The following is a 21,801-nucleotide window of genomic DNA, read 5'->3' on the forward strand; positions in this document are numbered from 1 at the left end:
CGGTCAGCCTGCGGTGAAGGCGGTGTACTCGTCGGCGGAGAGCAGGTCGGCCGGCTCCTCGTCGATGCGCACCTTGAACAGCCAGCCACCCTCGAACGGGTCGGTGTTCACCAGCTCCGGGTTGGCGACGACGTCCTCGTTGGCCGCGACGACCTCGCCGGTCACGGGGGCGAAGAGGTCGCTGACGGACTTCGTCGACTCCAGCTCGCCACAGGACTCGCCGGCGGTGATGGTGTCACCGACGGCCGGGAGCTGGACGTACACGATGTCGCCGAGCGCGTTCGCCGCGTGCTCGGTGATGCCGACCGTGGCGACGCCGTCCTCGACGGCCGACAGCCACTCGTGCTCCTTGCTGTAGCGAAGCTGCTGGGGGTTGCTCATGACCTGATTCTCCTGGATGCGGGGAGTGCGGATGTACGGGGGTCTTGCGGGGTGAGACGTGTCCTGAGACGAATGCGTCACGTCCGGAGACGAAAGCGTCACGTTCGGAGGGGGCGGGGCTGTCGCCCCATCCTCACTTCTGGCGCTTGTAGAACGGCAGCGCCACGACCGTGTACGGCTCGTGCGTGCCGCGGATGTCGACGCCGACGCCCTCCGTGCCCGGCTCGGCGAAGGCCGCGTCCACGTACGCCATGGCGATCGGCTTGGCCAGGGTGGGGGACGGGGCGCCGGAGGTGATCTCGCCGATGACCTCGCCGTTCGCGACCACCGACATGCCGGCGCGCGGGACGCGGCGGCCCTCGGCGATCAGGCCGACCAGCTTGCGCGGCGGGGCGGACGCGGCGCGCTCGGCGGCCTTCTCAAGGGCCTCGCGGCCGACGAAGCGGCCCTCGTTGGTGGTCTTCTCGAACTTCACGACCCGGCCGAGGCCCGCGTCGAAGGGGGTGAGCGAGGTGTTCAGCTCGTGCCCGTACAGCGGCATGCCCGCCTCCAGGCGCAGCGTGTCGCGGCAGGACAGGCCGCACGGGATCAGGCCGACGTCCTTGCCGGCCTCGGTCAGCGCCCGCCACACGCCCTCGGCGTCGGCCGGCTTCAGGAACAGCTCGAAGCCGTCCTCGCCGGTGTAGCCGGTACGGGCGATCAGCGCGTCCACGCCGGCGACGGTGCCGGGCAGGCCCGCGTAGTACTTCAGACCGTCCAGGTCGGCGTCGGTGAGCGACTTCAGGATGCCGGGGGACTCCGGGCCCTGGACGGCGATCAGGGCGTACGCGTCGCGGTCGTCGCGGACCTCGGCGTCGAAGCCCTCGGAGCGGGCCGCCAGGGCGTCGAGCACGACCTGGGCGTTGGAGGCGTTGGCGACGACCATGTATTCAGAAAACCCAGCCTCGGTCTCACCCAGGCGGTAGACGATCAGGTCGTCGATGATGCCGCCGTCCTCCTGGCAGATCATCGTGTAGCGGGCGCGCCCGTTGCCCACGGTCGAGATGTTGCCGACCAGGGCGTAGTCCAGGAGCTCCACGGCCTGCGGGCCGGTGACGGTGATCTCGCCCATGTGGGAGAGGTCGAAGAGGCCGGCCTGGTTGCGGACGGCGTTGTGCTCGTCGCGCTCGCTGCCGTACCGCAGCGGCATGTCCCAGCCGGCGAAGTCGGTCATGGTCGCGCCCAGCGAGCGATGCAGGGCATCGAGGGCGGTCAGACGGGGGGCAGTGCTCATGGGGTGGCTCCCGGGTCCAAGGCGTGCGGGGCACGACATACATGACGGTGAGGACGATCCTCCCCATCTGTCATGGAACCTGAGAGGTTCACCGAGAGCATCTCGTCACCGAGAGATCGGCTTGCACCTTGGGTGGGGACGCGGCAGGGCGACCCGCTTTTCAGATCTGCCTCATCCACGCGGTACGGGGCCTGAGAGATTCAAGGGAGGTACTTGCTCCTTCGGCGCCCGGGCACGCGGCGCGACTGCGCCGGCTGGACCCGGAACTCTCCCGCGCGGATTCGAGCGGCCGGTATGCGGTTGTGCGCGCTCGTGCGAGCGCGTGGCGCGCTCATCATTGCACGGCCGATCCGCGCGGCAAATCGCTTGTGCCGCATTACCGTCTCTTTACACTTTGTGGGCAGGGGTCCCGCAGTCCCGTCACGGGAGACCCGACACGGGGAGACCCGACAGGGGGAGAAGCGATGACGATCCGGCACACCGGCCTCCCGGCCGCGGCGACGAACACCGGAATGACGAACACCGGCATACCCGCCCAGCGGGCGGTCGCCCGGGCCCGCACCCGCGAGCGGGCCCGCAGCCGGCGCCGCGCCCGGCTGCTGCGCGACCTGCGCGAGCGGGCCGGCCGCAGCCCCCGCGCGCTCACCTTCGCCGCCGGCGACGTCGTGGTCGTCTCCGGGCTGCCCGGCGCCGGCAAGTCCACCCTGATGGCCCGGGCCGCCGAGGGCCGCGCCGTCGACTCCCAGGACACCCGGGAGCGCTGGGAGGCCCGGCTGCCCCGCTTCCTGCCGTACGCGCTCTACCGCCCGCTCGCCCGCCTCGCCCACTACGCGGGGCTGCGCCGCGCCCTGCGCACCGGCGCCGGGGTGATCGTCCACGACTGCGGCACCCAGTCCTGGGTGCGCGGCTGGCTCGCCCGCGACGCCCGCCGCCGCGGCGCCGCCATGCACCTGATCCTGCTCGACGTCGACCCGGCCACCGCCCGGGCCGGCCAGCGCGACCGCGGCCGCGGCGTCTCCCCGTACGCCTTCGCCCGCCACCGCCGCGCCGTCGCCCGCCTGGTCCGCACCGCCGAGGCCGGCACCCTGCCCCCGGGCTGCGCCTCGGTCACCCTGCTCGACCGCGACGCCGCCGACGCCCTGCGGAAGATCGCCTTCCGGGACTAGACCGTGTCTGGCCGTGACGCACTCCGCACCCTTTTCGGTCACACGGGGCCGACAGCGCCATTAGGGTTCTGACCGACCGTGTGCCGGGAAGGGGACGACGAACCGTGGACGTGACGTGGCCGGGCAATGAGCTCGAGGAAGTGCTGGCCGCCTCCCTCGGCAACCCCTCCGCCGGCGGACGCCTGGTCGAGGTGCTCGGGCGCAGCCCCGTCTGGGTGCCGCTGCCCAACGGCGGCGGGCCGGAGAGCCGGGACCTCGACCTGCCCACCATGGAGATCGACGGCGCCGCCTACGTGCCCGTGTTCAGCTCCGAGCAGCAGTTCCTCGCCATCGCCGGCGAGCACATGTCGTACACCATCGCCCCCGCCCGGGACTTCGCCCGCGGTCTGCCGCCGCAGCTCGGCATCGCCGTGAACCCCGGCGGCACCGTCGGCGTCCCGCTGCCCCCGCCCGCCGTCGCCGAGCTGTGCCGGACCGGCCGCACCGCCCTCGACGGGCCGGCCAGCGGCGGCCGGGTGCGGCTCTTCGAACCGGACTGGCAGGACGACCCGGTCGACTTCCTCGCCGCCGCCTCCGCCGAGTTCGAGGCCACCGGCGTCGTCGCGGTCGCCCGCCGGGTCCTCGCCAGCGTCGAGGGCACCGAGCCCGCGCTCTTCGTCGGCGTCGAGCTCACCGGCCCCGACGCCGACCGCAACGCCCCGCTCGACGCCCTCGGCCGCGCCCTCGGCCGGGTCGAGGTCGCCTGGCCGGTCAACCTCATCCTGCTCGACGTGGCCCAGGACCCGGTCGGCGACTGGATGCTGGACAAGGTGCGCCCCTTCTACCAGCGCGCCGCCGTGTGACGTACCCCTTGTTTAAGCTGAACTGATTCAAGAACCACTTCAAGAACCACTCCGAGAACCACCGAGCCGAGTCGTACGACAAGAGGGGCGGGACCCACGGTGAGCGCGTCAGGCACCGCCGCGACCGGACAGGTCGAGCACATGCTGCGCCAGGTGGCACCCGGGCGCCACGACGCCTACGAGCAGCTGCTGCGCGCCCTCGCCGGCTCCGAGGTGCGGATGCTGCTCTGGCAGGGCACCCCGGGCTCGCCCGACGCCCAGTACGGCAACATGGAGGTCGACGGCTACGGCTACGCGCCGTGCGTCACCTCCGCCCAGGAGCTCGCCGCCTCCGGCTGGACCCGCGGCCACGAACTCGTCTCCGGACTCGAGATCGCCCGCGCCCTCTACCCCGACCGCTGGGGCATCTGGCTCAATCCGCACGCCCCCGGCGGCGGCGTCGGCATCCCCTGGGCCGACCTGCGCCGGATCGCCACCGGCCTCGACCGGATGCCCGCGGGCCCGCTGCGGCTCTCCGAACCCGCCGTGGAGATCCCGCAGTTCTACGCCCTGCTCACGCAGAACGCGCACCGCACCTCCGCCGTCCGCTCGCTGCGCCGCGCCTGGGTGCAGCCCGCGCTCGGCTCCCCGTACCTCGCGATCGGCCTCGACCTGTACGACTCCTCGCCGGCCTCCGTCGAGGCCGTGCGGGCGATGATGCACCAGACCGTCGCCGCCGTCCCCGACGGACTGCCGGTCTCCACGGTGGCCATGTCCGACACGTACGACCCGGTCGCGATGTGGCTGTACGCCCACGCCCGTCCGTTCTACGACCGCGACGCGCACGCCGCGGGGCCGGGCTCCTCGTCTCACCAGTCGGGATACGGCTACCCGCCCGCACGGCACGCCTGAGTCCTTCCCGCCGCTTTGTCAAGACGGTGGCGAAATCCCTTTCCGAGCTGAGGTTTTGGCTCCGCTTGCGGGCGACGCGGCGGCTCTGTCCCGCATCCGCCCGATTTGCCAACTGTCCGGGTCTCAGCTTGATATCACCGCTATGCGGACTGTTCTCTGCCGCGTCACTCGCCAGTAGCGTTCGGCCGGTCAGACCGACCACACATGGCGACCCAGGGGTGGACCCATGCGAATATTCACGTCCCGGTCAGCCCGGGCTTTGACGGCGGCCCTCGCGGTCGGCCTCATCGCCACCGGCTGCGCGAGCGAGCGGGGCAAGGACGGGGACAAGGACGGCGCCAAGGACACCTTCGTGTTCGGTGCCCCCGGTGACCCGGCCTCCCTCGACCCGGCCCTCGCCTCCGACGGCGAGACCTTCCGTGTCACCCGGCAGGCCTTCGAGGCCCTGCTGGAGCACGAGTCCGGCGGCAGCAAGCTGGTCGGCGGTCTCGCCGAGAAGTGGTCCAGCAACCCTGCGGGCACGGTCTGGACGTTCAACCTGCGTCAGGGCGTGAAGTTCCACGACGGCGAGAAGTTCGACGCCGCCGCGGTCTGCGCGAACTACGACTACTGGTTCAACTGGAAGGGCACGTACCAGTCCAGCGCGGTCTCCTACTACTGGCAGACCATCATGGGCGGGTTCGCGAAGAACGAGGACAAGGAAACCCCGAAGGCCAACTACAAGTCCTGCACCGTCAAGGACGCGAACACGGCCGTCATCGAGGTCTTCGAGCCCTCCGCCAACCTTCCCGGCGGCTTCTCCCTGCAGGCCCTCGCGATCCACTCGCCGAAGGCGCTCAAGGAGTACGCGAAGCAGGAGGCGACCGCCAAGGGCGACGCCATCACGTACCCCAAGTACAGCCAGGAGGCCGGCACGGTCGCCGGCACCGGCCCGTACAAGATCACGAAGTGGAACAAGGGCAACAAGGAAGTCACCCTGACCCGCTTCGACGACTACTGGGGTGAGAAGGCCAAGGTCAAGAACCTGGTCTTCCGCACCATCGACACCGAGAGCGGCCGCCGCCAGGCGCTGCAGGCCGGTGACATCGACGGCTACGACCTGGTCGCGCCCGCCGACATCAAGACGCTCGAGGCGGCCGGCTTCAAGGTCCCGACCCGTGACGTCTTCAACCTGCTCTACGTCGGCATGTCGCAGGAGAAGAACCCGGCGCTGAAGAAGCCCGAGGTCCGCCAGGCCATCGCCCACGCCATGGACCGCGAGAACATCGTCAAGACCCAGCTGCCCGCGGGCGGCAAGGTCGCGACCCAGTTCATGCCCGACACGGTCGCCGGCTGGTCCGAGAACGTGAAGAAGTACCCCTTCGACACGGCCAAGGCCAAGCAGCTCCTCGCCGCCGCCGGCGAGAGCAACCTGAACGTCGAGTTCTGCTACCCGACCGAGGTCACCCGCCCGTACATGCCTGCCCCGCAGGACATCTTCGAGCTGATCAAGGCCGACCTGGAGAAGGCCGGCATCAAGGTCACCCCGAAGCCGATGAAGTGGAACCCGGACTACCTGGACGCCACCGAGGCCGGCTCCTGCGCCCTGCACATGCTCGGCTGGACCGGTGACTTCAACGACGGCTACAACTTCATCGGCACCTGGTTCGCCGGGTACGACAAGCAGTGGGGCTTCAAGGACGACAAGGTCTTCGCCGCGGTGAAGGCGGGCTCGCTCCAGGGCGACCCGACCAAGCGCACCGACCTGTACAAGGCCGCCAACGAGGCGATCATGGACTACCTCCCCGGTGTCCCGCTGTCCTCCTCGCCGCCGGCCATCGCGTTCGGCAAGAACGTCAACCCGCCGAAGGTCTCCCCGCTGACGCAGGAGAACTTCGCCGAGGTCTCCTTCAAGTAACACCACCGCCAGCGGTCCGCCCGGTCACGCGTTCCTCTCGTGACCGGGCGTCCGCGCATCCGACTCCCGAACAACGCAAGAAAGGGGCACGCGGGGTGTTGCGACTCGTCGTACGACGACTTCTCCAGCTGATACCCACCCTGCTCGGCCTGTCGGTTCTGCTCTTCATCTGGCTGAACCGGCTGCCCGGCGGACCCGCCTCAGCGATCCTGGGCGAGCGGGCGACCGAAGCCGACGTGGCGCGGATCAACCGCGCACTGGGACTCGACCAGCCGATCTACGTCCAGTACGGACGCTTCCTCAAGCGGCTCTTCAACCTCGACCTCGGCACCTCGGTGCAGACCGGACAGCCGGTCTGGGACGAGTTCGTGCTGCGCTTCCCCGCCACGGTCGAACTCAGCCTCGCCGCCATGTTCCTGGCGGTCGTCGTGGGCGTCCCGCTCGGCTATCTGGCCGCCCGCAAGCGCGGCGGCTGGCTCGACGTGGCCTCCGTCTCCGGCTCGCTCGTGGGCATCTGCATCCCGGTCTTCTTCCTGGCCGACATCCTCAAGGGCGCCTTCGGCGACGTCTTCGGCACCTTCGGCCGCCAGTCCACCGGCATGGACGCGACCAGCGTGACCGGCTTCGCCGTCCTCGACGGCCTGCTCACCGGAGAGTTCGACGCCGCCTGGGACGCGCTGATGCACCTGGTGCTGCCCGGCATCGCCCTGGCCTCCATCCCGCTCGCCGTCATCGTGCGGATGACCCGCGCCAGCGTCCTGGAGGTGCTCGGCGAGGACTACATCCGCACCGCCGAGTCCAAGGGCCTGGAGCGCCGCGTCGTCCGCGGCCGGCACATCCTGCGCAACGCGCTGCTGCCGGTGGTCACCACCATCGGTCTGCTCACCGGAAGCCTGCTCTCCGGCGCGGTGCTCACCGAGTCGGTCTTCTCCTTCGGCGGCATCGGCTCCTTCATCCGCACCGCCATCGACGCCCGCGACTATCCGGTGCTCGTCGGCTTCATCATGTTCATCGCCATGATCTACGTGCTGATCAACATGCTCGTGGACCTCGCCTACAGCGTCATCGATCCGAGGGTGCGGGTGCACTGATGAGCCTGACAAACACCGCTTCCAAGGTCGACCGCCTCGCCCAGCTCACGGCGACGACCGAGACCGCCAGCGGCGCCAGCCTGTGGCGCGAGGCGATGCGCCGGCTGCGCTCCAGCAAGGCCGCGATCATCGGCGCCGTGATCATCGCCGCGTTCGTGCTGCTCGCGATCATCGGCCCCTGGATCGCCCCGCACGCCCCGACCGACCAGGCCTGGCGCGGCGAGGTCTTCCCCAACCGCGGACAGTTCGTCGGCGCGCGCGCCGAGAACTGGTTCGGCCTCGACCACCTCGGCCGCGACGTCTTCTCCCGCATGCTCGTCGGCGCCCGCCAGACGCTGCTCGTCGGCGTGGTCTCCATGCTCATCGGCCTGATCATCGGCGCCCTGATCGGCGCCCTGTCGGGTGCGGCCGCCACCCTCGGCGGCCGGACGGGACAGCGGATCGACGACGCGGTCATGCGCGTCACCGACATCCTCCTCGCGCTGCCCTCGCTGCTCCTAGCCGTCTCCGTCGCCGCCGTGATGGGCCAGTCGCTCACCACCGTGATGATCGCCGTCGGCGTGGTGCAGATCCCGGTCTTCGCCCGCCTGCTGCGCGGCTCGATGCTCGCCCAGGGCGGCAGCGACTACGTGCTCGCGGCCCGCGCGCTCGGCCTGCGCAAGCGGCGGATCGTCCTCACCCAGATCATGCCTAACTCGCTCAGCCCGGTGATCGTCCAGGCGACGCTCAGCCTCGCCACCGCCATCATCGAGGCCGCCGCCCTCTCCTACCTGGGACTCGGCAACCCCGACCCGTCGGTTCCCGAGTGGGGCGTCATGCTCTCGCAGGCGGAACGCTTCTTCGACAACGCGCCGATGATGTCCATGTATCCGGCGGTCGCCATCATCATCACCGCCCTCGGCTTCACCCTGCTCGGCGAGGCCATGCGCGAAGCGCTCGACCCGAAGCTGCGAGGTTAGTCATGCCACTCCTCACCGTGGACGAACTCACCGTCACCTTCGGCGGCCGCGGCCGCAAGGACGTCCGGGCGGTCAACGGCGTCTCCTTCAGCGTGGACCAGGGCCAGGTCGTCGGCCTGGTCGGCGAGTCGGGCTGCGGCAAGTCCGTGACCTCGCTCGCCCTCATGGGCCTGCTGCCGGCCAAGGGCGTCACGCTCGGCGGGCGCGCCGACTTCGACGGCACCGACCTGCTGACGCTCAGCCCCGGCAAGATGCGCGACCTGCGCGGCCGCGACCTGGCGATGATCTTCCAGGACCCGCTGTCCTCGCTGAACCCGGTCATCCCGATCGGCCTCCAGGTCACCGAGATCCTCCAGCGCCACCGCGGCCTGAAGGGGGAGGCCGCCCGCAAGGAGGCCGCCCACCTGCTCGACCGGGTCGGCATCCCCGACCCGACGCGGCGCCTGAAGGAGTTCCCGCACCAGCTCTCCGGCGGCATGCGGCAGCGCGCGCTCATCGCCATGGCGGTGGCCTGCGCCCCCCGGCTGCTCATCGCCGACGAGCCGACCACCGCGCTCGACGTCACCATCCAGGCCCAGATCCTCGAACTCCTCAAGGAACTGGTCGACCAGGAGGGCACCGCGCTGCTGATGATCACCCACGACCTGGGTGTCGTCGCCGGCCTGTGCGACCAGGTGAACGTGCTCTACGCGGGCAAGGTCGTCGAATCGGCCGGCCGCCGCGAGCTGTTCGCGCACCCCACGCACCCGTACACCCACGGGCTGCTCGGCTCCATCCCCCGGCTCGACGCCCCGCGCGGCGAGTCCCTGAACCCCATTCGCGGGTCCATCAACGACCAGATCGCCTGGGCCGAGGGCTGCGCCTTCGCCCCGCGCTGCGACCGGTACGAGATGGAGTGCCTCACCGGCACGCCCGAACTGACCGAACCCCGCGAGGCCGGACACCGCGCCCGCTGCGCCAACCCGGTCCTGGCCACGACGGAGGTCCCGGCATGAGCCTGCTCGAACTGGACGGAGTGAAGGTCCACTTCCCCGTCAAGAAGGGCATCCTCTTCGACCGCACGGTCGGCCACGTCTACGCCGTCGACGGCATCTCGCTGTCGGTCGAGGCGGGCCAGACCTACGGCCTGGTCGGCGAGTCGGGCTGCGGCAAGACGACCCTCGGGCGTGCCGTACTGCGCCTGGTCGACATCACCGACGGCTCGGTCGTGCTCGACGGCACCGATGTGGCCAAGCTCCCCGAGAAGGAGCTGCGCTCCTTCCGCCGCCGGCTCCAGATGGTCTTCCAGGACCCGCTGGGCAGCCTCAACCCGCGGCAGAACATCGAGTCGATCCTCAGCGAGGGCATGGCCGCGCACGGGATCGGCGCGGACCAGGAGGAGCGCCGGGAGAAGATCAAGGAGATCCTGGCCAAGGTGGGCCTGCCCGCCAACGCCCTCTCCCGCTACCCGCACGAGTTCTCCGGCGGCCAGCGCCAGCGCATCGGCATCGCGCGGGCGCTCGTCCTGGAGCCGGACCTGATCATCTGCGACGAGCCCGTCTCGGCCCTGGACGTCTCCATCCAGGCCCAGGTGATCAACCTCCTGGAGGAGCTGCAGGAGTCGATGGGCCTGACCTACCTGGTCATCGCCCACGACCTGGCGGTGGTCCGGCACATCTCGGACGTCATCGGTGTGATGTACCTCGGCTCGCTGGTCGAGGAGGCGCCGAGCGACGTGCTGTACGCGGAGCCGCTGCACCCGTACACCCGCGCCCTGATGTCGGCGGTCCCGGTCCCGGACCCGGAGGTCGAGGAGCGCCGCGAGCGCATCCTGCTGCACGGCGACCTCCCGTCCCCGGCCAACCCGCCGGCCGGCTGCCGCTTCCACACCCGCTGCCCGTGGGCGCAGGCGACGCGCTGCGCGACCGAGCGCCCGGAGCTGACGGACGCGGGCGACGGCCACAAGGTGGCGTGCCACTTCGCGCGGGAGATCGCGGAGGGGACGATCACGCGGGCGGGGGAGCCGGAGCCGGAGGACGCGAAGCCGGTGGTTCCTGCGCAGAAGCAGGCGGAGCCGGAGGACGTGACGCCGGAGCCGGAGGACGTGACGCCGAAGGACGTGACGCCGGAGGACGTGGCGCCGGAGCCGGAGGACTCGAAGCCCGAGGCGGTCCAGGAGTCCGAGGACTCGAAGCCGGAGGACGCGAAGACCGAGGAGTGATCTGCGCTTCTCGTACGTGAGGGGGCCCTGTCGCCGTCAGGCGACGGGGCCTCACGCGCGTGGGGCGGACGGGAGGGCCCTGCGGAGCCGGGACAATGGTTCGGTGCTCCACGATCTGTTCAATCCGTCGGTCCAGCATGCGCTGGACCTCGTCGGCATCTTCGTCTTCGCCATCTCGGGCGCGCTGCTCGCCGTCCGCAAGAACTTCGACGTCTTCGGCATCGCCGTCCTGGCCGAGGCCACCGCGCTCGGCGGCGGGATCTTCCGTGACCTGATCATCGGTGCGGTGCCGCCGGCCGCCTTCACCGATCTCGGCTACTTCCTGATGCCACTGGTCGCGGCCGTGCTGGTGTTCTTCCTCCACCCGGAGGTGGAGCGGACCCAGAACGCGGTCAACGTCTTCGACGCGGCGGGCCTCGGCCTGTTCTGCGTGACCGGGACGACCAAGGCGTACGACTACGGCCTCGGCCTGACCTCCTCGGCGGCGCTCGGCCTGGCCACGGCCGTCGGCGGCGGTGTGCTGCGCGACGTGCTCGCCAACGAGGTGCCGTCGCTGCTGCGCTGGGACCGCGACCTCTACGCCGTACCGGCCATCGTGGGCGCGACGATCGTCGTGCTCGCCCTCCGCTTCGACGTGCTCAACGCCTACACCAGCGGCATCGCCGTGCTGACCGCCTTCGTGCTGCGGCTGCTCGCGATGCGGTACCACTGGCGGGCACCGCGCGCCTGGAACCGCCGGTCGAACGCGCGTGAGGAACCCGGAAACGAAAAAGCTACCGCTTAGTAATCTGTTCCTGTAGCGTTTCGGCCATGAGTACGAGCAGCATGGAGACCGTGAGCGCGAGCGCGAGCGAGTTCGACCGGGACACGGCAGTCACCCTGCGCGCGCCCGGGGTGTACGACGCCGAGCTCTCCGCGGGCTGGACGATCATCCACGCCGTCAACGGCGGCTACCTCCTCGCCCTCCTCGGCCGCGCGCTCGGCCAGCACCTGCCGCACCCCGACCCGTTCACGATCTCGGCGCACTACCTCACGCCGTCCGTGCCGGGCCCGGCCGTGATCCGCGTCGAGACGGTCCGCACCGGCCGCACCCTGTCCACCGGCCAGGCCTCCCTCCTCCAGTACGCGGAGGACGGCACCGAGGTCGAGCGGATCCGCGTGCTCGCCTCGTACGGCGACCTGGACGCGCTCCCGGACGACGTCCGCACCACGGCGGCCCCGCCCGCGATCGCCCCGATCGACCAGTGCTTCGGCGCCTCTGACGGTCCCACCCCGGCGATCCCCGGCTCCTCGGCGATCACCGAGCGCCTCGACATCCGGCTCGACCCGGCGACCGTCGGCTGGGCGATCGGCGCGCCGTCCGGCAAGGGCGCGATGCGCGGCTGGTTCGGCCTCGCCGACGGCCGCGACCCCGACCCGCTCTCCCTCCTGCTCACGGTCGACGCCCTCCCGCCGACCTCCTTCGAGCTGGGCCTCAAGGGCTGGACCCCCACGGTCGAACTCACCACCCACGTCCGCTGCCGCCCGGCCCCCGGCCCCCTCCGCGTCTCCATCACCACCCGCAACCTCGCGGGCGGCTTCCTGGAGGAGGACGCCGAGGTCTGGGACAGCGCGGACCGGCTGGTCGCCCAGTCCCGCCAGCTGGCGCGGGCGCCGAGGGGCTGACGGCGCGGCGCGGCCGGCACGGCCGGCACGGACGGACGGCTCTGCGGGCCGGTCCGGTGAGGCCGGCCCGATCGGTGCCGGGCGTTCCGCGCGCCCCGGCGGAGTCTGCCGAGCGGGGCGCGGCCGGCCGCGAACGCCCTCCGGCGTTCCGCGCGCCTCGGCGGCGCCGTACCGCGGGCTTGTGCGCCCCGGGCGCAGGCCGCCCGGCGCCGCCGCCCCGCTAGCCTGCCCCGGTGAAGTCCGACCGGCTGCTGTCCCTCCTCCTGCTGCTCCAGACCCGGGGGCTCGTGCCCGCGAGCGAGCTGGCTGAGCGACTTGAGGTGTCGGTACGGACGGTCTACCGGGACGTCGAGGCGCTGTCGGCGGCGGGCGTGCCCGTGTACGCGGAGCGCGGGCGGTACGGGGGGATCGCGCTGCTCGCCGGGTACCGGACGGACGTCACCGGGCTGACCGCCGACGAGTCACGGGCCCTGTTCGTGCTCGCCGCGCAGGGGGCGCACCGGGCGCTCGGGCTCGACGAGGCGCTTGGCTCGGCGCTGCGGAAGGTGATGGCAGCACTGCCCGCCCCGCACCGCCCGGGTGCCGAGGCGACCAGTCGCAGGATCCTGGTGGACCCGGACCGCTGGATGAGCGCGCCGCGGGCGGACCTGGACCTGGACGTGCTGCACCGGGCGGTGTTCGCCGACCGGCGGCTCGCGCTGCGCTACCGCAGCAGCGGGGCGCCCGCCCCGAAGGCGTACACCGTCGACCCGTACGGCCTCGTCGTGAAGGCCGGCGTCTGGTACCTGGTCGCGGACCGCGAGGGCGAGCCGCGCCTGTTCCGGGCCGATCGGGTCGAGGCCGCCGAACCGCTCGACGAGCCGGTACGGCGCCGCCCCGGCGTCGAACTCGCCGAGGTGTGGGCGCTGCTGCGGGAACGGGTCGAGCGGCGCCCGGCCGGGCTGACCGTCACCGCCCGGGTCCACCGCGACCGCTACGACCGCTTCCTGCGCCTCCACGCCGACCGCCTCACCGCCCCGCCCCCCGTCCGTGCCACCGCCGACTGGACGGACGTCGAGCTGTCCGTCGCCGAACTCGGCGAACTCCGCCCACTCCTCGCCCTGGGCGCCAGCCTGGAGGTCCTCACCCCGCCCGAGGCCCGCACCTACCTCGCGGAGGCGGCGGCAGAGACGGTGACCTTGTACGGCGGCACTGTTCACGCGGCCGGCGAGCCGACGGGTGACCCGGCCCGGTGACCCGGCCTGCGACTCCGCCTGCGGCTCGGGACGGTGACTCGGCCTGCGGCTCGGTCGGTGCCTGGGACCGTGGCTCCGCGCGGCACGGCCGGCGATTCCGGCCGCGGCTCGCACCGGCGACCCTGCCGGTGCGGCCCGTAACTGCGCGCGCGGCCCGGCCGGTGCCGCGGCCCGCGACTCGGCTGGGTGCTGTGGTCGGTGGCTTGGCTGGCGGCTTGGCGGGTGACTTCGTCCGCGATCCGGCCGTGGCTCGGCTGGCGATCCCGCCAGTGCAACCCGCGGCTCGGCTGGCGCACCCGGCCGAGCCTCCGCCGGTGCGGCCCGCGCCTCCGTCTGGGCTCGGTCGGTGCCTCGGCCCGCGGCTCCGCGCGCGACACGGTCGGCGATTCAAGCCGCTACTCGGCCAGGTGATTCTGTCGGCGACGCCGCCCGAGCCTTCGATGGTGCGGCCCGTGACTCCGCCTGCGGCTCGGCCGGGCCTCGGCCCGCAGCTCGGTCGGCGGCTCCGCCCGCGACCCCGCCCCGCCCTGCCGCCCCCGGTGGCGCAAACCGGCCGCCTTCCCAGGTGGCCGGCACCGCCTCGTAGAATCGACGCACCATGATGGCTTACCTCGACCACGCGGCGACCACGCCCATGCTCCCCGAGGCGATCGAGGCGATGACCGCCCACCTCGCCGTCACGGGCAACGCCTCCTCGCTGCACGCCGCCGGGCGCCGCGCCCGGCGGACCGTCGAGGAGGCCCGGGAGACCCTCGCGGGCGCGCTCGGCGCGCGGCCCAGTGAGGTCGTTCTCACCTCCGGCGGCACCGAGGCCGACAACCTCGCAGTGAAGGGCCTCTACTGGTCGCGGCGGGACGCCGACCCGCGCCGGACGCGGGTGCTCGCCAGCCCCGTCGAGCATCACGCGGTGCTGGACGCCGTGGACTGGCTCGCGACCCACGAGGGGGCCACCGTCGAGTACCTGCCGGTCGACTCGTACGGCCGGGTGCACCCCGACGCCCTGCGCGAGGCGATCGCCCGGAACCCCGAGGACGTCGCCCTGGCCACCGTGATGTGGGCCAACAACGAGATCGGCACGATCATGCCGGTCCGTGAACTGGCCGACGTCGCCGCAGAGTTCGGCGTACCGCTGCACGCCGACGCGGTCCAGGCCGTCGGCCAGGTCCCGGTCGACTTCGCCGCGTCCGGCCTCGCCGCCATGACCGTCTCCGGCCACAAGATCGGCGGCCCCTACGGCATCGGCGCGCTGCTCCTGGGCCGCGAGTACACCCCGGTCCCCGTGCTGCACGGCGGCGGCCAGGAGCGCCACGTCCGTTCCGGCACCCTCGACGTGCCCGCCGTCGCCGCCTTCGCCGTGGCCGCCCGCCACGCGGCCGACGGCCAGGAGGACTTCGCCCGTACCGTCGGCGCCCTGCGCGACGAGCTCGTCACCGCCGTCCGTACCGCCGTCCCGGACGCGATCCTCGGCGGCGACCCGGACGGGCGGCTCCCCGCCAACGCCCACTTCAGCTTCCCCGGCTGCGAGGGCGACTCCCTGCTGCTCCTCCTCGACGCCGCCGGCATCGCCTGCTCCACCGGCTCCGCCTGCACCGCCGGCATCGCCCAGCCCAGCCACGTCCTGCTGGCCACCGGCGCCTCGCCGGACCTGGCGCGCGGCACCCTCCGCTTCAGCCTCGGCCACACCTCCACCAAGGAGGACGTGACGGCGGTCGCCGAGGCCATCGCCCCGGCGGTGGAACGCGCGCGGACGGCCGGCCTGACCTGACGGCCCGGCCTGATCTGACCTGACCTGACCCGCCGGCCTCAGCCGACGCCGGCCGGGACCTTCTCGCGCGCCTTCCGCACCAGCGCGATGTACCGCTTCCAGTCCCAGTGCGGCCCCGGGTCCGTGTGGTCCGTGCCCGGCACCTCCACGTGCCCGATGATGTGCTCCCGGTCCACGGGTATCCCGTACCGGGCGCATATGTCGGCGGTCAGCCGGGCGGAGGACTCGTACATCGCCGTCGTGAAGTCCTGCGGGCGGTCGACGAAGCCCTCGTGCTCGATGCCGATGCTGCGCTCGTTCATGTCGCGGTTGCCGGCGTGGAAGGCGACGTCGAGCTCGCGGATCATCTGGGCGATGTGCCCGTCCTTGCGCACCACGTAGTGCGCGGCGGCCCCGTGGGACGGGTCCTTGAACACCTTGAGCGCCGACCGGTAGCTGCCCTGGACGACATGGATGACGACCCGGTCGATCACGTAGTCGTCGGGGCGGTCGGCCCGCCGCCAGTTGTAGTCGGAGGCGGCCGTCCACTCGGCGCCCTTGTGGTCGAGCTCGCCCTCGACCCGCTTCTTCTCCATGCCGGGCAGCCGCCACCACAGCCGGCCCAGCTCGTCGCGGGCGAAGACGGCGGCGCCGGCGACGGCGACCGCGCCGCCGAGCAGGACCGCCCGCCGCGTGGCCCCGCCCTTCTTCCCCGCCCCGCCCTTCTTCCCCGCCCCGCCCTTCTTCCCCGCGGCTCCCTTCTTCGCAGGCCGCTTCTTTCCGCTCCCCTTGTTCCCCATGTGATCGACAACGCTTACTCCCGCGATCCCGGTTCCCGGCGCCCCGTACCCTGGTAGGGCTATGACTGAGACCTCGCCGCAGCGCCCCGACCCCCGACCCCTCCGGGTCCTCGCCGCCATGTCCGGCGGAGTGGACTCCGCCGTCGCCGCCGCCCGCGCCGCGGAGGCCGGTCACGACGTCACCGGCGTGCACCTGGCCCTCTCCGCGAACCCGCAGTCGTTCCGTACCGGCGCGCGGGGCTGCTGCACCATCGAGGACTCGCGCGACGCCCGGCGCGCCGCCGACGTCATCGGCATCCCCTTCTACGTGTGGGACCTCGCCGAGCGCTTCCGCGAGGACGTCGTGGACGACTTCGTCGCCGAGTACGAGGCGGGCCGCACGCCCAACCCGTGCCTGCGCTGCAACGAGAAGATCAAGTTCGCCGCGCTGCTCGACAAGGCCCTCGCGCTCGGCTTCGACGCCGTCTGCACCGGCCACTACGCGACCGTCGTCCTGAACGAGGACGGCACCCGAGAGCTGCACCGGGCCTCCGACATGGCCAAGGACCAGTCGTACGTGCTCGGCGTGCTCGACGAGAAGCAGCTGGCGCACGCCATGTTCCCGCTCGGCGACACCCTCACCACCAAGGACGAGATCCGGGCGGAGGCGGAGCGGCGCGGCCTCGCGGTCGCGAAGAAGCCCGACAGCCACGACATCTGCTTCATTGCCGACGGCGACACCCAGGGCTTCCTCGCCTCCCGCCTCGGCACGGCGGAGGGCGACATCGTCGACGAGTCCGGTACGAAGGTGGGCACCCACGAGGGCGCGTACGGCTTCACCATCGGCCAGCGCAAGGGCCTGCGCATCGGGCACCCCGCCCCGGACGGCAAGCCGCGCTACGTCCTCGACATCTCGCCCGTGAACAACACGGTCACCGTCGGCCCCGCCGAGGCCCTCGACGTCACCGCCCTCACCGCCATCAAGCCCCGCTGGTGCGGCGCCGCCGCCGAGGGCCCCGGCCGCTACACCGCCCAGCTGCGCGCCCACGGCGACGAGACCCCGGTGAGCGCGACCCTGGCCGACGGCGAGCTGTCCGTCACCTTCGACGAGCCGGTCCGGGGCGTGGCCCCGGGCCAGGCGATCGTGCTGTACGACGGCACGCGGGTGGTCGGCTCGGCGACCATCGCCACGACGGTACGGAGGACGGCGCCGGCGACTGTCTGAGGCCCGGCGCCTGATCGCCCAGGGCCGCCTCAGGTCCCGGCCGGCTCCTCCGCGCGGCACTCGTCCAGGAACCCCGCCAGGACCGGCGCGAGCACGTGCGGCGCCACCTGGTGGGTCTGGCCGGTCAGCGTGCGGTGCCGGCCGCGCGGGACCGCCGCCGCCACCGAACGGGCCACCCGCCGCGTCCACGACGGGCTCGCCCCGCCGTCGACCACCAGCACGCGCGCGTGCACCCGGCCGAGGCGCGCCGCCGGCACCGCGCCGTCGCCCACCACCGCGTCGTCGTACGCCAGGGTGTGCGCCAGCGCCTCCAGGGCCGGGCGCGGCCGCGCCGGGCCGATGGCCTCCGCCCCCTCGGCGAGGAACGCGTCCAGCGCCGCGCCCCGCTGCCCCCGGTCGAGCAGCGCCCGCACCCGGCTCCGCCGGGCCGCCGCCTCAGGGCCGTACGGCGGCTCGTACACCGACACCGGCCCGACCGGCACCCCCGCCGCGGCCGCCGCCAGCGCGAGCGCGCCGCCGCAGGCCGTCCCGTGCACCGCCGCTGTACCCGCCGCGCCGCCCACCGCGTCGACGAGCGCCGCCAGGTCGGCGATCTCCCGCTCCACCGCGTACGGCGCGGTGTCCCCGCTGGCGCCCCGCCCGCGCCGGTCGTACGCCACCACCGAATAGCGCCGCGCGAGCAGCCCGGCCAGCGCCCGCTCGCCGCCGGCCGTCCCGAGCGCCCCGCTCACCAGGATCACCGGCGGCCCGTCCCCGTACCGCTCATAGGCGATCCGCGTCCCGTCCTGCGACCTGACAAGTCCCCGGGCCCCGCACCGCGTCGTCTTCACCTCGTCCATGGAAGGGCAGACCGGCGCCGTCCGCGGAACTCATCGCTCCCGGCGGGAACTTCCGGAAAAAATTCTCGCTGTCGGTGCGAGCGCCTACGGTGGAGCGCATGAACATCTGCGTCTTCCTCTCCGCCGCCGACCTCGACGAGCGCTACACCACCCCCGCCCGCGACTTCGCCACCCGCCTCGGCAAGGCGGGCCACACCCTCGTCTGGGGCGGCTCCGACACCGGCCTGATGAAGGTCGTTGCGGACGGCGTCGCGGAGGCCGGTGGCCGACTGGTCGGCGTCTCGGTGGACTTCCTGGCCGCCAAGGCCCGCCCGGTCGCCGACGAGATGCTCATCACCAAGGACCTCGCCGAGCGCAAGGCCCTCCTCCTCGCCAGGTCCGACGCGATCGTCGTCATGGTCGGCGGCACCGGCACCCTCGACGAGGCCACCGAGATCCTCGAACTCAAGAAGCACGCCAAGCACACCAAGCCCGTCGTCCTCCTCAACACGGCCGGCTTCTACGACGGCCTGAAGACCCAGTTCCGCCGCATGGAGGCCGAGGGCTTCCTGCCGATCCCGCTGAGCGACCTGGTCTTCTTCGCGGAGGACGGTGCGGCGGCCCTCGCGTACCTGGAGGAGACCGTGATGCGTTGAGTTCGCGAACGGTCCGAAGGGCGTGCGACCTGGGCGGCATCACTCTTGTGCACTGGTCAGCGGGAGTGTTATGGCGTCGCGTCCGGATTTGCTCGAACCTCCCTTCGCGGTTGCGTATCGATGATCTTGCCTCGTTAATCTTGCCGAGCGGCGCACGCCGCAGACGGGGAAGAACGGGGGGCCATGTCGTACTCGACGCGCTGGCAGGAACTCTTCGGGCCGCTGGAAGGCGACGCCCGGATGGCCTTGGCGTCCACCGCGCCCGCGCCCGCGCCCCCGGCAGGCGGCACGGGCCCGGGGAACCTCCAGCACACCGGCGGCCCCTGGACCAGCGCCGCCGGCACCGCCGGTGACCTGCACATCAGCACCGAGACGAGCCGCGCGGCCCTCGGCCCCGGCCACGAGGGCGTGACGGCGGCCGGCGCGGGTCTGACCGCCGTCGCCGCACTCGCGCGCGTACGGAAGTCCTGGGAGGACCGACTCGCGGCGGTGCGCGACGAGTGCGACGGGCTCGAGGGCGCTCTGCACAAGGTCGCGAAGGAGATGGGCGAGACCGACATCCAGGTCCGGGACTCCTTCGCCGGGGTCGGCGCGAAGTCGAAGGACAGGCGATGACGACCGGAACCCTCACCTGGCACCAGCTTCGCGACCTGAAGCTCTCCGAATTCGAGCAGGCGGGCGACGCCTGGCACCAGGTCTCCGGCCGCTCGGACTCCGACCGGGTACGCGTCGACCGGGCGATGTCGGCCAAGCTCCGCGAGACCCAGGAGAGCGAGTCCGCGACGGCGGCCGTCGGCCGACTCCAGCGCCTCAGCCGCAATTTCTCGTACATGCACGCAGAGTGCGGGCTCGTCCGCACGGCGCTCAACGGCCTGGCCGGCGATCTCGCCGAGCCGCAGCGCCAGTTGAAGCATGCCCTCGCGGATGCCGCCGCCCAGAACCTCACCGTCCACGAGGACGGCTCGGTGAGCTATCCGGCGGCCGAGGTCGCGGACCTGACCGGCGCGAAGAAGGAGGCCCCGGGCGGCATGGTCAAGGGCAGTTCCCGCCTCCCGCTGGAACCGCCCGGCTTCGGCCCCAACGGGCAGTCGCCCGTGTATCCGGGCTACTCGGGCTTCAAGCCGCTCAACCCGAACGCGCTGAAGGCACAGGATGTGGCCGACCGTGTCGCCCGGGCCGTGCGCTCTGCGTCCGAGATCGACGCCCGATACGCGAAGACCCTGAACGGCCTCAAGGCGGAGAAGGGCCTCGACGTCACCAAGGCCACCCTGAAGGACGTCGCCGGCGACACGGCGGACGTACGGTCCGCCGCCGGCAGGTACCTCAGGGACCACGTTCCGATGGACAAGACCCCCGCCGAACGCAGGGCATGGTGGGACGCACTTCCCGAGGAGCAGCGCCGGGAGTACCTCGACATCGCGCCGGACCTGATCGGCGCGGTGGACGGCATTCCGGCCGTCGCGAGGGACGAGGCGAACCGGCGCTATCTGCCGCTGCTGATCGACGAGTTGGGCCGGAAGGACGACGGCGACTCCGCGACCAAGCTCGACGCGCTGCGCATGATCCGGGACAAGCTGAACAAGCCGAGCGACCCGCCGATGTTCCTGCTGGGCATCGGGGACGAGGGGAATGGGCGCGCGATCGTGGCGTACGGCAACCCGGACACGTCGAAGAATGTGTCGGCGTACGTGCCCGGGCTGGCGACCACTCTCGACAAGGAGTTCGTCAAGGACACGATGAAGCGGGCCAAGGACACGGCTGTCGGCGCGCGTGATGTGGATCCCTCCAGCGCGGCGATCGTCTGGCTCGGCTACGACGCTCCGAACTTCGCGCAGGTCGTGTCCACGAGCAATGCGGAGAAGGGCGCGCCCGCCTACAACGCGTTCATGGCAGGCCTGGAGGCCACGAACCAGAACAAGGACCCCCACCTGACCGCCATCGGACACTCCTATGGTTCGCTCACCGTGGGCACCGCGGCACGGCAGTCCGGCGGGATCCCAGGCGTGGACGACATCGTTCTGCTCGGCAGTCCTGGTGTCGGCGTGGACCGGGCCGAGGACCTGGGCGTAGGCCGGGGACACGTATTCGTGGGTGCGGCGGACAACGATCCCGTGACCCACCTTCCGAAACCGGCCGAGGCATTGGCCGGATTGCCGTTGACGGGTACGACCGCCGCCGTGGTCGCTCCCAGGCTCACCGACCACCTCTACTTCGGCCAGGATCCGGCCAGTGAAGGCTTCGGAGCCCGTCGCTTCAGGGTCGATGACGGGCCCGCCCCCGCTCTCGAACTGGGGGGCTTCGACGCCCACTCCCAGTACTTCACACCGGAACTGGACCCGGAGTCCGCGAACAACATCGCCCAGATCGTCGGTGGGGCGCCTGAGAACATCACCACGGAGGAGTACCGATGAAGCTGCCCGGCCGCGCGGCTCGTGTTGCCTTGCCCGGACTCCTGGTGGGCGCGCTACTCGCGGGTTGCGGAATTCTGAGTGGGGGAGGAGCCACGGAGAACATGAACATGCAGGATGCGGCGGACCGTGCGGACGCGATGCTCGACGCGACCATCGGAGCGGTCGTGCCGGAGATCCAGTGGACGCACCACACCTGGACCAGCGGAAGCTGCACGGTGACGCGGCGGCGGAAGGTGATGACGATCATCTCCGAACAGCGGCGGGGCAGTTTCCTCGGAGTCATCGAGCGTTTCTGGCAGAAGAGCGGCTACGAGATCACCGGTGTGAACAAGAGCAAGGCGATGCCGGCCATCTTCGCCAAGACGTCCGATGGATTCCAGCTCACCTTGAGCGTCGGCTACAAGGGCCAAGTGGTCTTCAAGGCCGACACCCCCTGCGTCGAGGAGTCCGAGGTCGCCGAACCCACCACCCCGCCCAACGGCCCCGCCTACCCCCTCGGCAAGATCCCCACCCCCAACGTCCGCTCCGACTTCTGGTCCGCTGCCGCGCCGCTTCCGTGAGTCCTGAG

The 21,801-nt window shown here is 71.9% G+C and carries 21 protein-coding genes and 1 riboswitch; of the genes, 17 read left to right on the forward strand and 4 right to left on the reverse strand.

Annotated elements, in window-relative coordinates:
• Positions 1–3 precede the first annotated feature (3 nt).
• On the reverse strand, positions 4–381 hold the full coding sequence (gene gcvH / locus JAO84_RS25935; RefSeq protein ID WP_370414997.1) for a glycine cleavage system protein GcvH: 378 nt from the start codon (positions 379–381) through the stop codon (positions 4–6).
• 133 nt (positions 382–514) lie between these two features.
• The gene (gene gcvT / locus JAO84_RS25940) at positions 515–1,654 is read right to left on the reverse strand and encodes a glycine cleavage system aminomethyltransferase GcvT (RefSeq protein WP_370414998.1); all 1,140 of its coding nucleotides are present in this window, start codon (positions 1,652–1,654) and stop codon (positions 515–517) included.
• Positions 1,655–1,824: 170 nt separating this feature from the next.
• Positions 1,825–1,938: riboswitch (glycine riboswitch) on the reverse strand.
• A gap of 180 nt (positions 1,939–2,118) precedes the next feature.
• On the opposite strand from gcvT, the gene JAO84_RS25945 reads away from it, so the two are divergent.
• The 12 genes from JAO84_RS25945 (at position 2,119) to JAO84_RS26000 (ending at position 15,365) form a co-directional block, all read left to right on the forward strand.
• Complete coding sequence (locus JAO84_RS25945) at positions 2,119–2,820, forward strand: AAA family ATPase (RefSeq protein WP_370414999.1); 702 nt, start codon at positions 2,119–2,121, stop codon at positions 2,818–2,820.
• Between the two features lie 104 nt (positions 2,821–2,924).
• Complete coding sequence (locus tag JAO84_RS25950) at positions 2,925–3,662, forward strand: enhanced serine sensitivity protein SseB (protein WP_265864737.1); 738 nt, start codon at positions 2,925–2,927, stop codon at positions 3,660–3,662.
• A gap of 99 nt (positions 3,663–3,761) precedes the next feature.
• Positions 3,762–4,553 carry an enhanced serine sensitivity protein SseB C-terminal domain-containing protein gene (locus JAO84_RS25955; protein WP_370415000.1) on the forward strand — a complete coding sequence of 264 codons (792 nt, stop codon included), beginning with the start codon at positions 3,762–3,764 and terminating at the stop codon, positions 4,551–4,553.
• A gap of 226 nt (positions 4,554–4,779) precedes the next feature.
• The gene (locus JAO84_RS25960) at positions 4,780–6,450 is read left to right on the forward strand and encodes an ABC transporter substrate-binding protein (RefSeq protein ID WP_370415001.1); all 1,671 of its coding nucleotides are present in this window, start codon (positions 4,780–4,782) and stop codon (positions 6,448–6,450) included.
• Positions 6,451–6,545: 95 nt separating this feature from the next.
• Positions 6,546–7,541, forward strand: coding sequence for an ABC transporter permease (locus tag JAO84_RS25965; RefSeq protein ID WP_370415002.1), 996 nt, complete (start codon positions 6,546–6,548; stop codon positions 7,539–7,541).
• Complete coding sequence (locus JAO84_RS25970; RefSeq protein ID WP_370415003.1) at positions 7,541–8,500, forward strand: ABC transporter permease; 960 nt, start codon at positions 7,541–7,543, stop codon at positions 8,498–8,500. The genes JAO84_RS25965 and JAO84_RS25970 overlap by 1 nt, the downstream gene beginning before the upstream one ends.
• A 2-nt stretch (positions 8,501–8,502) precedes the next feature.
• Positions 8,503–9,495: an ABC transporter ATP-binding protein gene (locus JAO84_RS25975; RefSeq protein ID WP_370415004.1), complete on the forward strand. Its 993-nt coding sequence runs from the start codon at positions 8,503–8,505 to the stop codon at positions 9,493–9,495.
• Positions 9,492–10,700 carry an oligopeptide/dipeptide ABC transporter ATP-binding protein gene (locus tag JAO84_RS25980; protein WP_370415005.1) on the forward strand — a complete coding sequence of 403 codons (1,209 nt, stop codon included), beginning with the start codon at positions 9,492–9,494 and terminating at the stop codon, positions 10,698–10,700. Before JAO84_RS25975 ends, JAO84_RS25980 begins: the two co-directional genes overlap by 4 nt.
• A gap of 103 nt (positions 10,701–10,803) precedes the next feature.
• Positions 10,804–11,484, forward strand: coding sequence for a trimeric intracellular cation channel family protein (locus JAO84_RS25985; RefSeq protein ID WP_265864730.1), 681 nt, complete (start codon positions 10,804–10,806; stop codon positions 11,482–11,484).
• 26 nt (positions 11,485–11,510) lie between these two features.
• The gene (locus JAO84_RS25990) at positions 11,511–12,365 is read left to right on the forward strand and encodes a thioesterase family protein (RefSeq protein ID WP_370415006.1); all 855 of its coding nucleotides are present in this window, start codon (positions 11,511–11,513) and stop codon (positions 12,363–12,365) included.
• 233 nt (positions 12,366–12,598) lie between these two features.
• Complete coding sequence (locus JAO84_RS25995; protein ID WP_370415007.1) at positions 12,599–13,600, forward strand: helix-turn-helix transcriptional regulator; 1,002 nt, start codon at positions 12,599–12,601, stop codon at positions 13,598–13,600.
• Between the two features lie 601 nt (positions 13,601–14,201).
• Positions 14,202–15,365, forward strand: a complete 1,164-nt coding sequence (locus JAO84_RS26000) for a cysteine desulfurase family protein (protein WP_370416869.1) — start codon at positions 14,202–14,204, stop codon at positions 15,363–15,365.
• A gap of 38 nt (positions 15,366–15,403) precedes the next feature.
• Here the strand turns inward: JAO84_RS26000 and JAO84_RS26005 are convergent, their stop codons facing one another.
• Positions 15,404–16,144 carry an N-acetylmuramoyl-L-alanine amidase gene (locus JAO84_RS26005; RefSeq protein ID WP_370415008.1) on the reverse strand — a complete coding sequence of 247 codons (741 nt, stop codon included), beginning with the start codon at positions 16,142–16,144 and terminating at the stop codon, positions 15,404–15,406.
• A gap of 61 nt (positions 16,145–16,205) precedes the next feature.
• Here JAO84_RS26005 and mnmA point away from each other — a divergent pair, with 61 nt between their 5' ends.
• A complete protein-coding gene (gene mnmA, locus JAO84_RS26010) occupies positions 16,206–17,348 on the forward strand; it encodes a tRNA 2-thiouridine(34) synthase MnmA (protein ID WP_370415009.1) in 1,143 nt (380 codons plus the stop codon).
• Between the two features lie 29 nt (positions 17,349–17,377).
• Here mnmA and JAO84_RS26015 read toward each other — a convergent pair whose 3' ends face one another.
• Positions 17,378–18,187: an alpha/beta fold hydrolase gene (locus tag JAO84_RS26015; RefSeq protein ID WP_370415010.1), complete on the reverse strand. Its 810-nt coding sequence runs from the start codon at positions 18,185–18,187 to the stop codon at positions 17,378–17,380.
• A 98-nt stretch (positions 18,188–18,285) separates the two neighbouring features.
• On the opposite strand from JAO84_RS26015, the gene JAO84_RS26020 reads away from it, so the two are divergent.
• The 4 genes from JAO84_RS26020 (at position 18,286) to JAO84_RS26035 (ending at position 21,793) form a co-directional block, all read left to right on the forward strand.
• Positions 18,286–18,822, forward strand: a complete 537-nt coding sequence (locus tag JAO84_RS26020; protein ID WP_370415011.1) for a TIGR00730 family Rossman fold protein — start codon at positions 18,286–18,288, stop codon at positions 18,820–18,822.
• Positions 18,823–19,005: 183 nt separating this feature from the next.
• Positions 19,006–19,437: a hypothetical protein gene (locus JAO84_RS26025; protein WP_370415012.1), complete on the forward strand. Its 432-nt coding sequence runs from the start codon at positions 19,006–19,008 to the stop codon at positions 19,435–19,437.
• Positions 19,434–21,233 (forward strand): alpha/beta hydrolase, encoded by a 1,800-nt coding sequence (locus JAO84_RS26030; protein WP_370415013.1) that lies wholly within the window; start codon positions 19,434–19,436, stop codon positions 21,231–21,233. The genes JAO84_RS26025 and JAO84_RS26030 overlap by 4 nt, the downstream gene beginning before the upstream one ends.
• Positions 21,234–21,334: 101 nt before the next feature.
• Complete coding sequence (locus JAO84_RS26035; RefSeq protein WP_370415014.1) at positions 21,335–21,793, forward strand: hypothetical protein; 459 nt, start codon at positions 21,335–21,337, stop codon at positions 21,791–21,793.
• The last annotated feature ends 8 nt before the right edge of the window (positions 21,794–21,801 follow it).

It is taken from the genome of Streptomyces fradiae, from assembly GCF_041270065.1.
GTDB lineage: Bacteria > Actinomycetota > Actinomycetes > Streptomycetales > Streptomycetaceae > Streptomyces.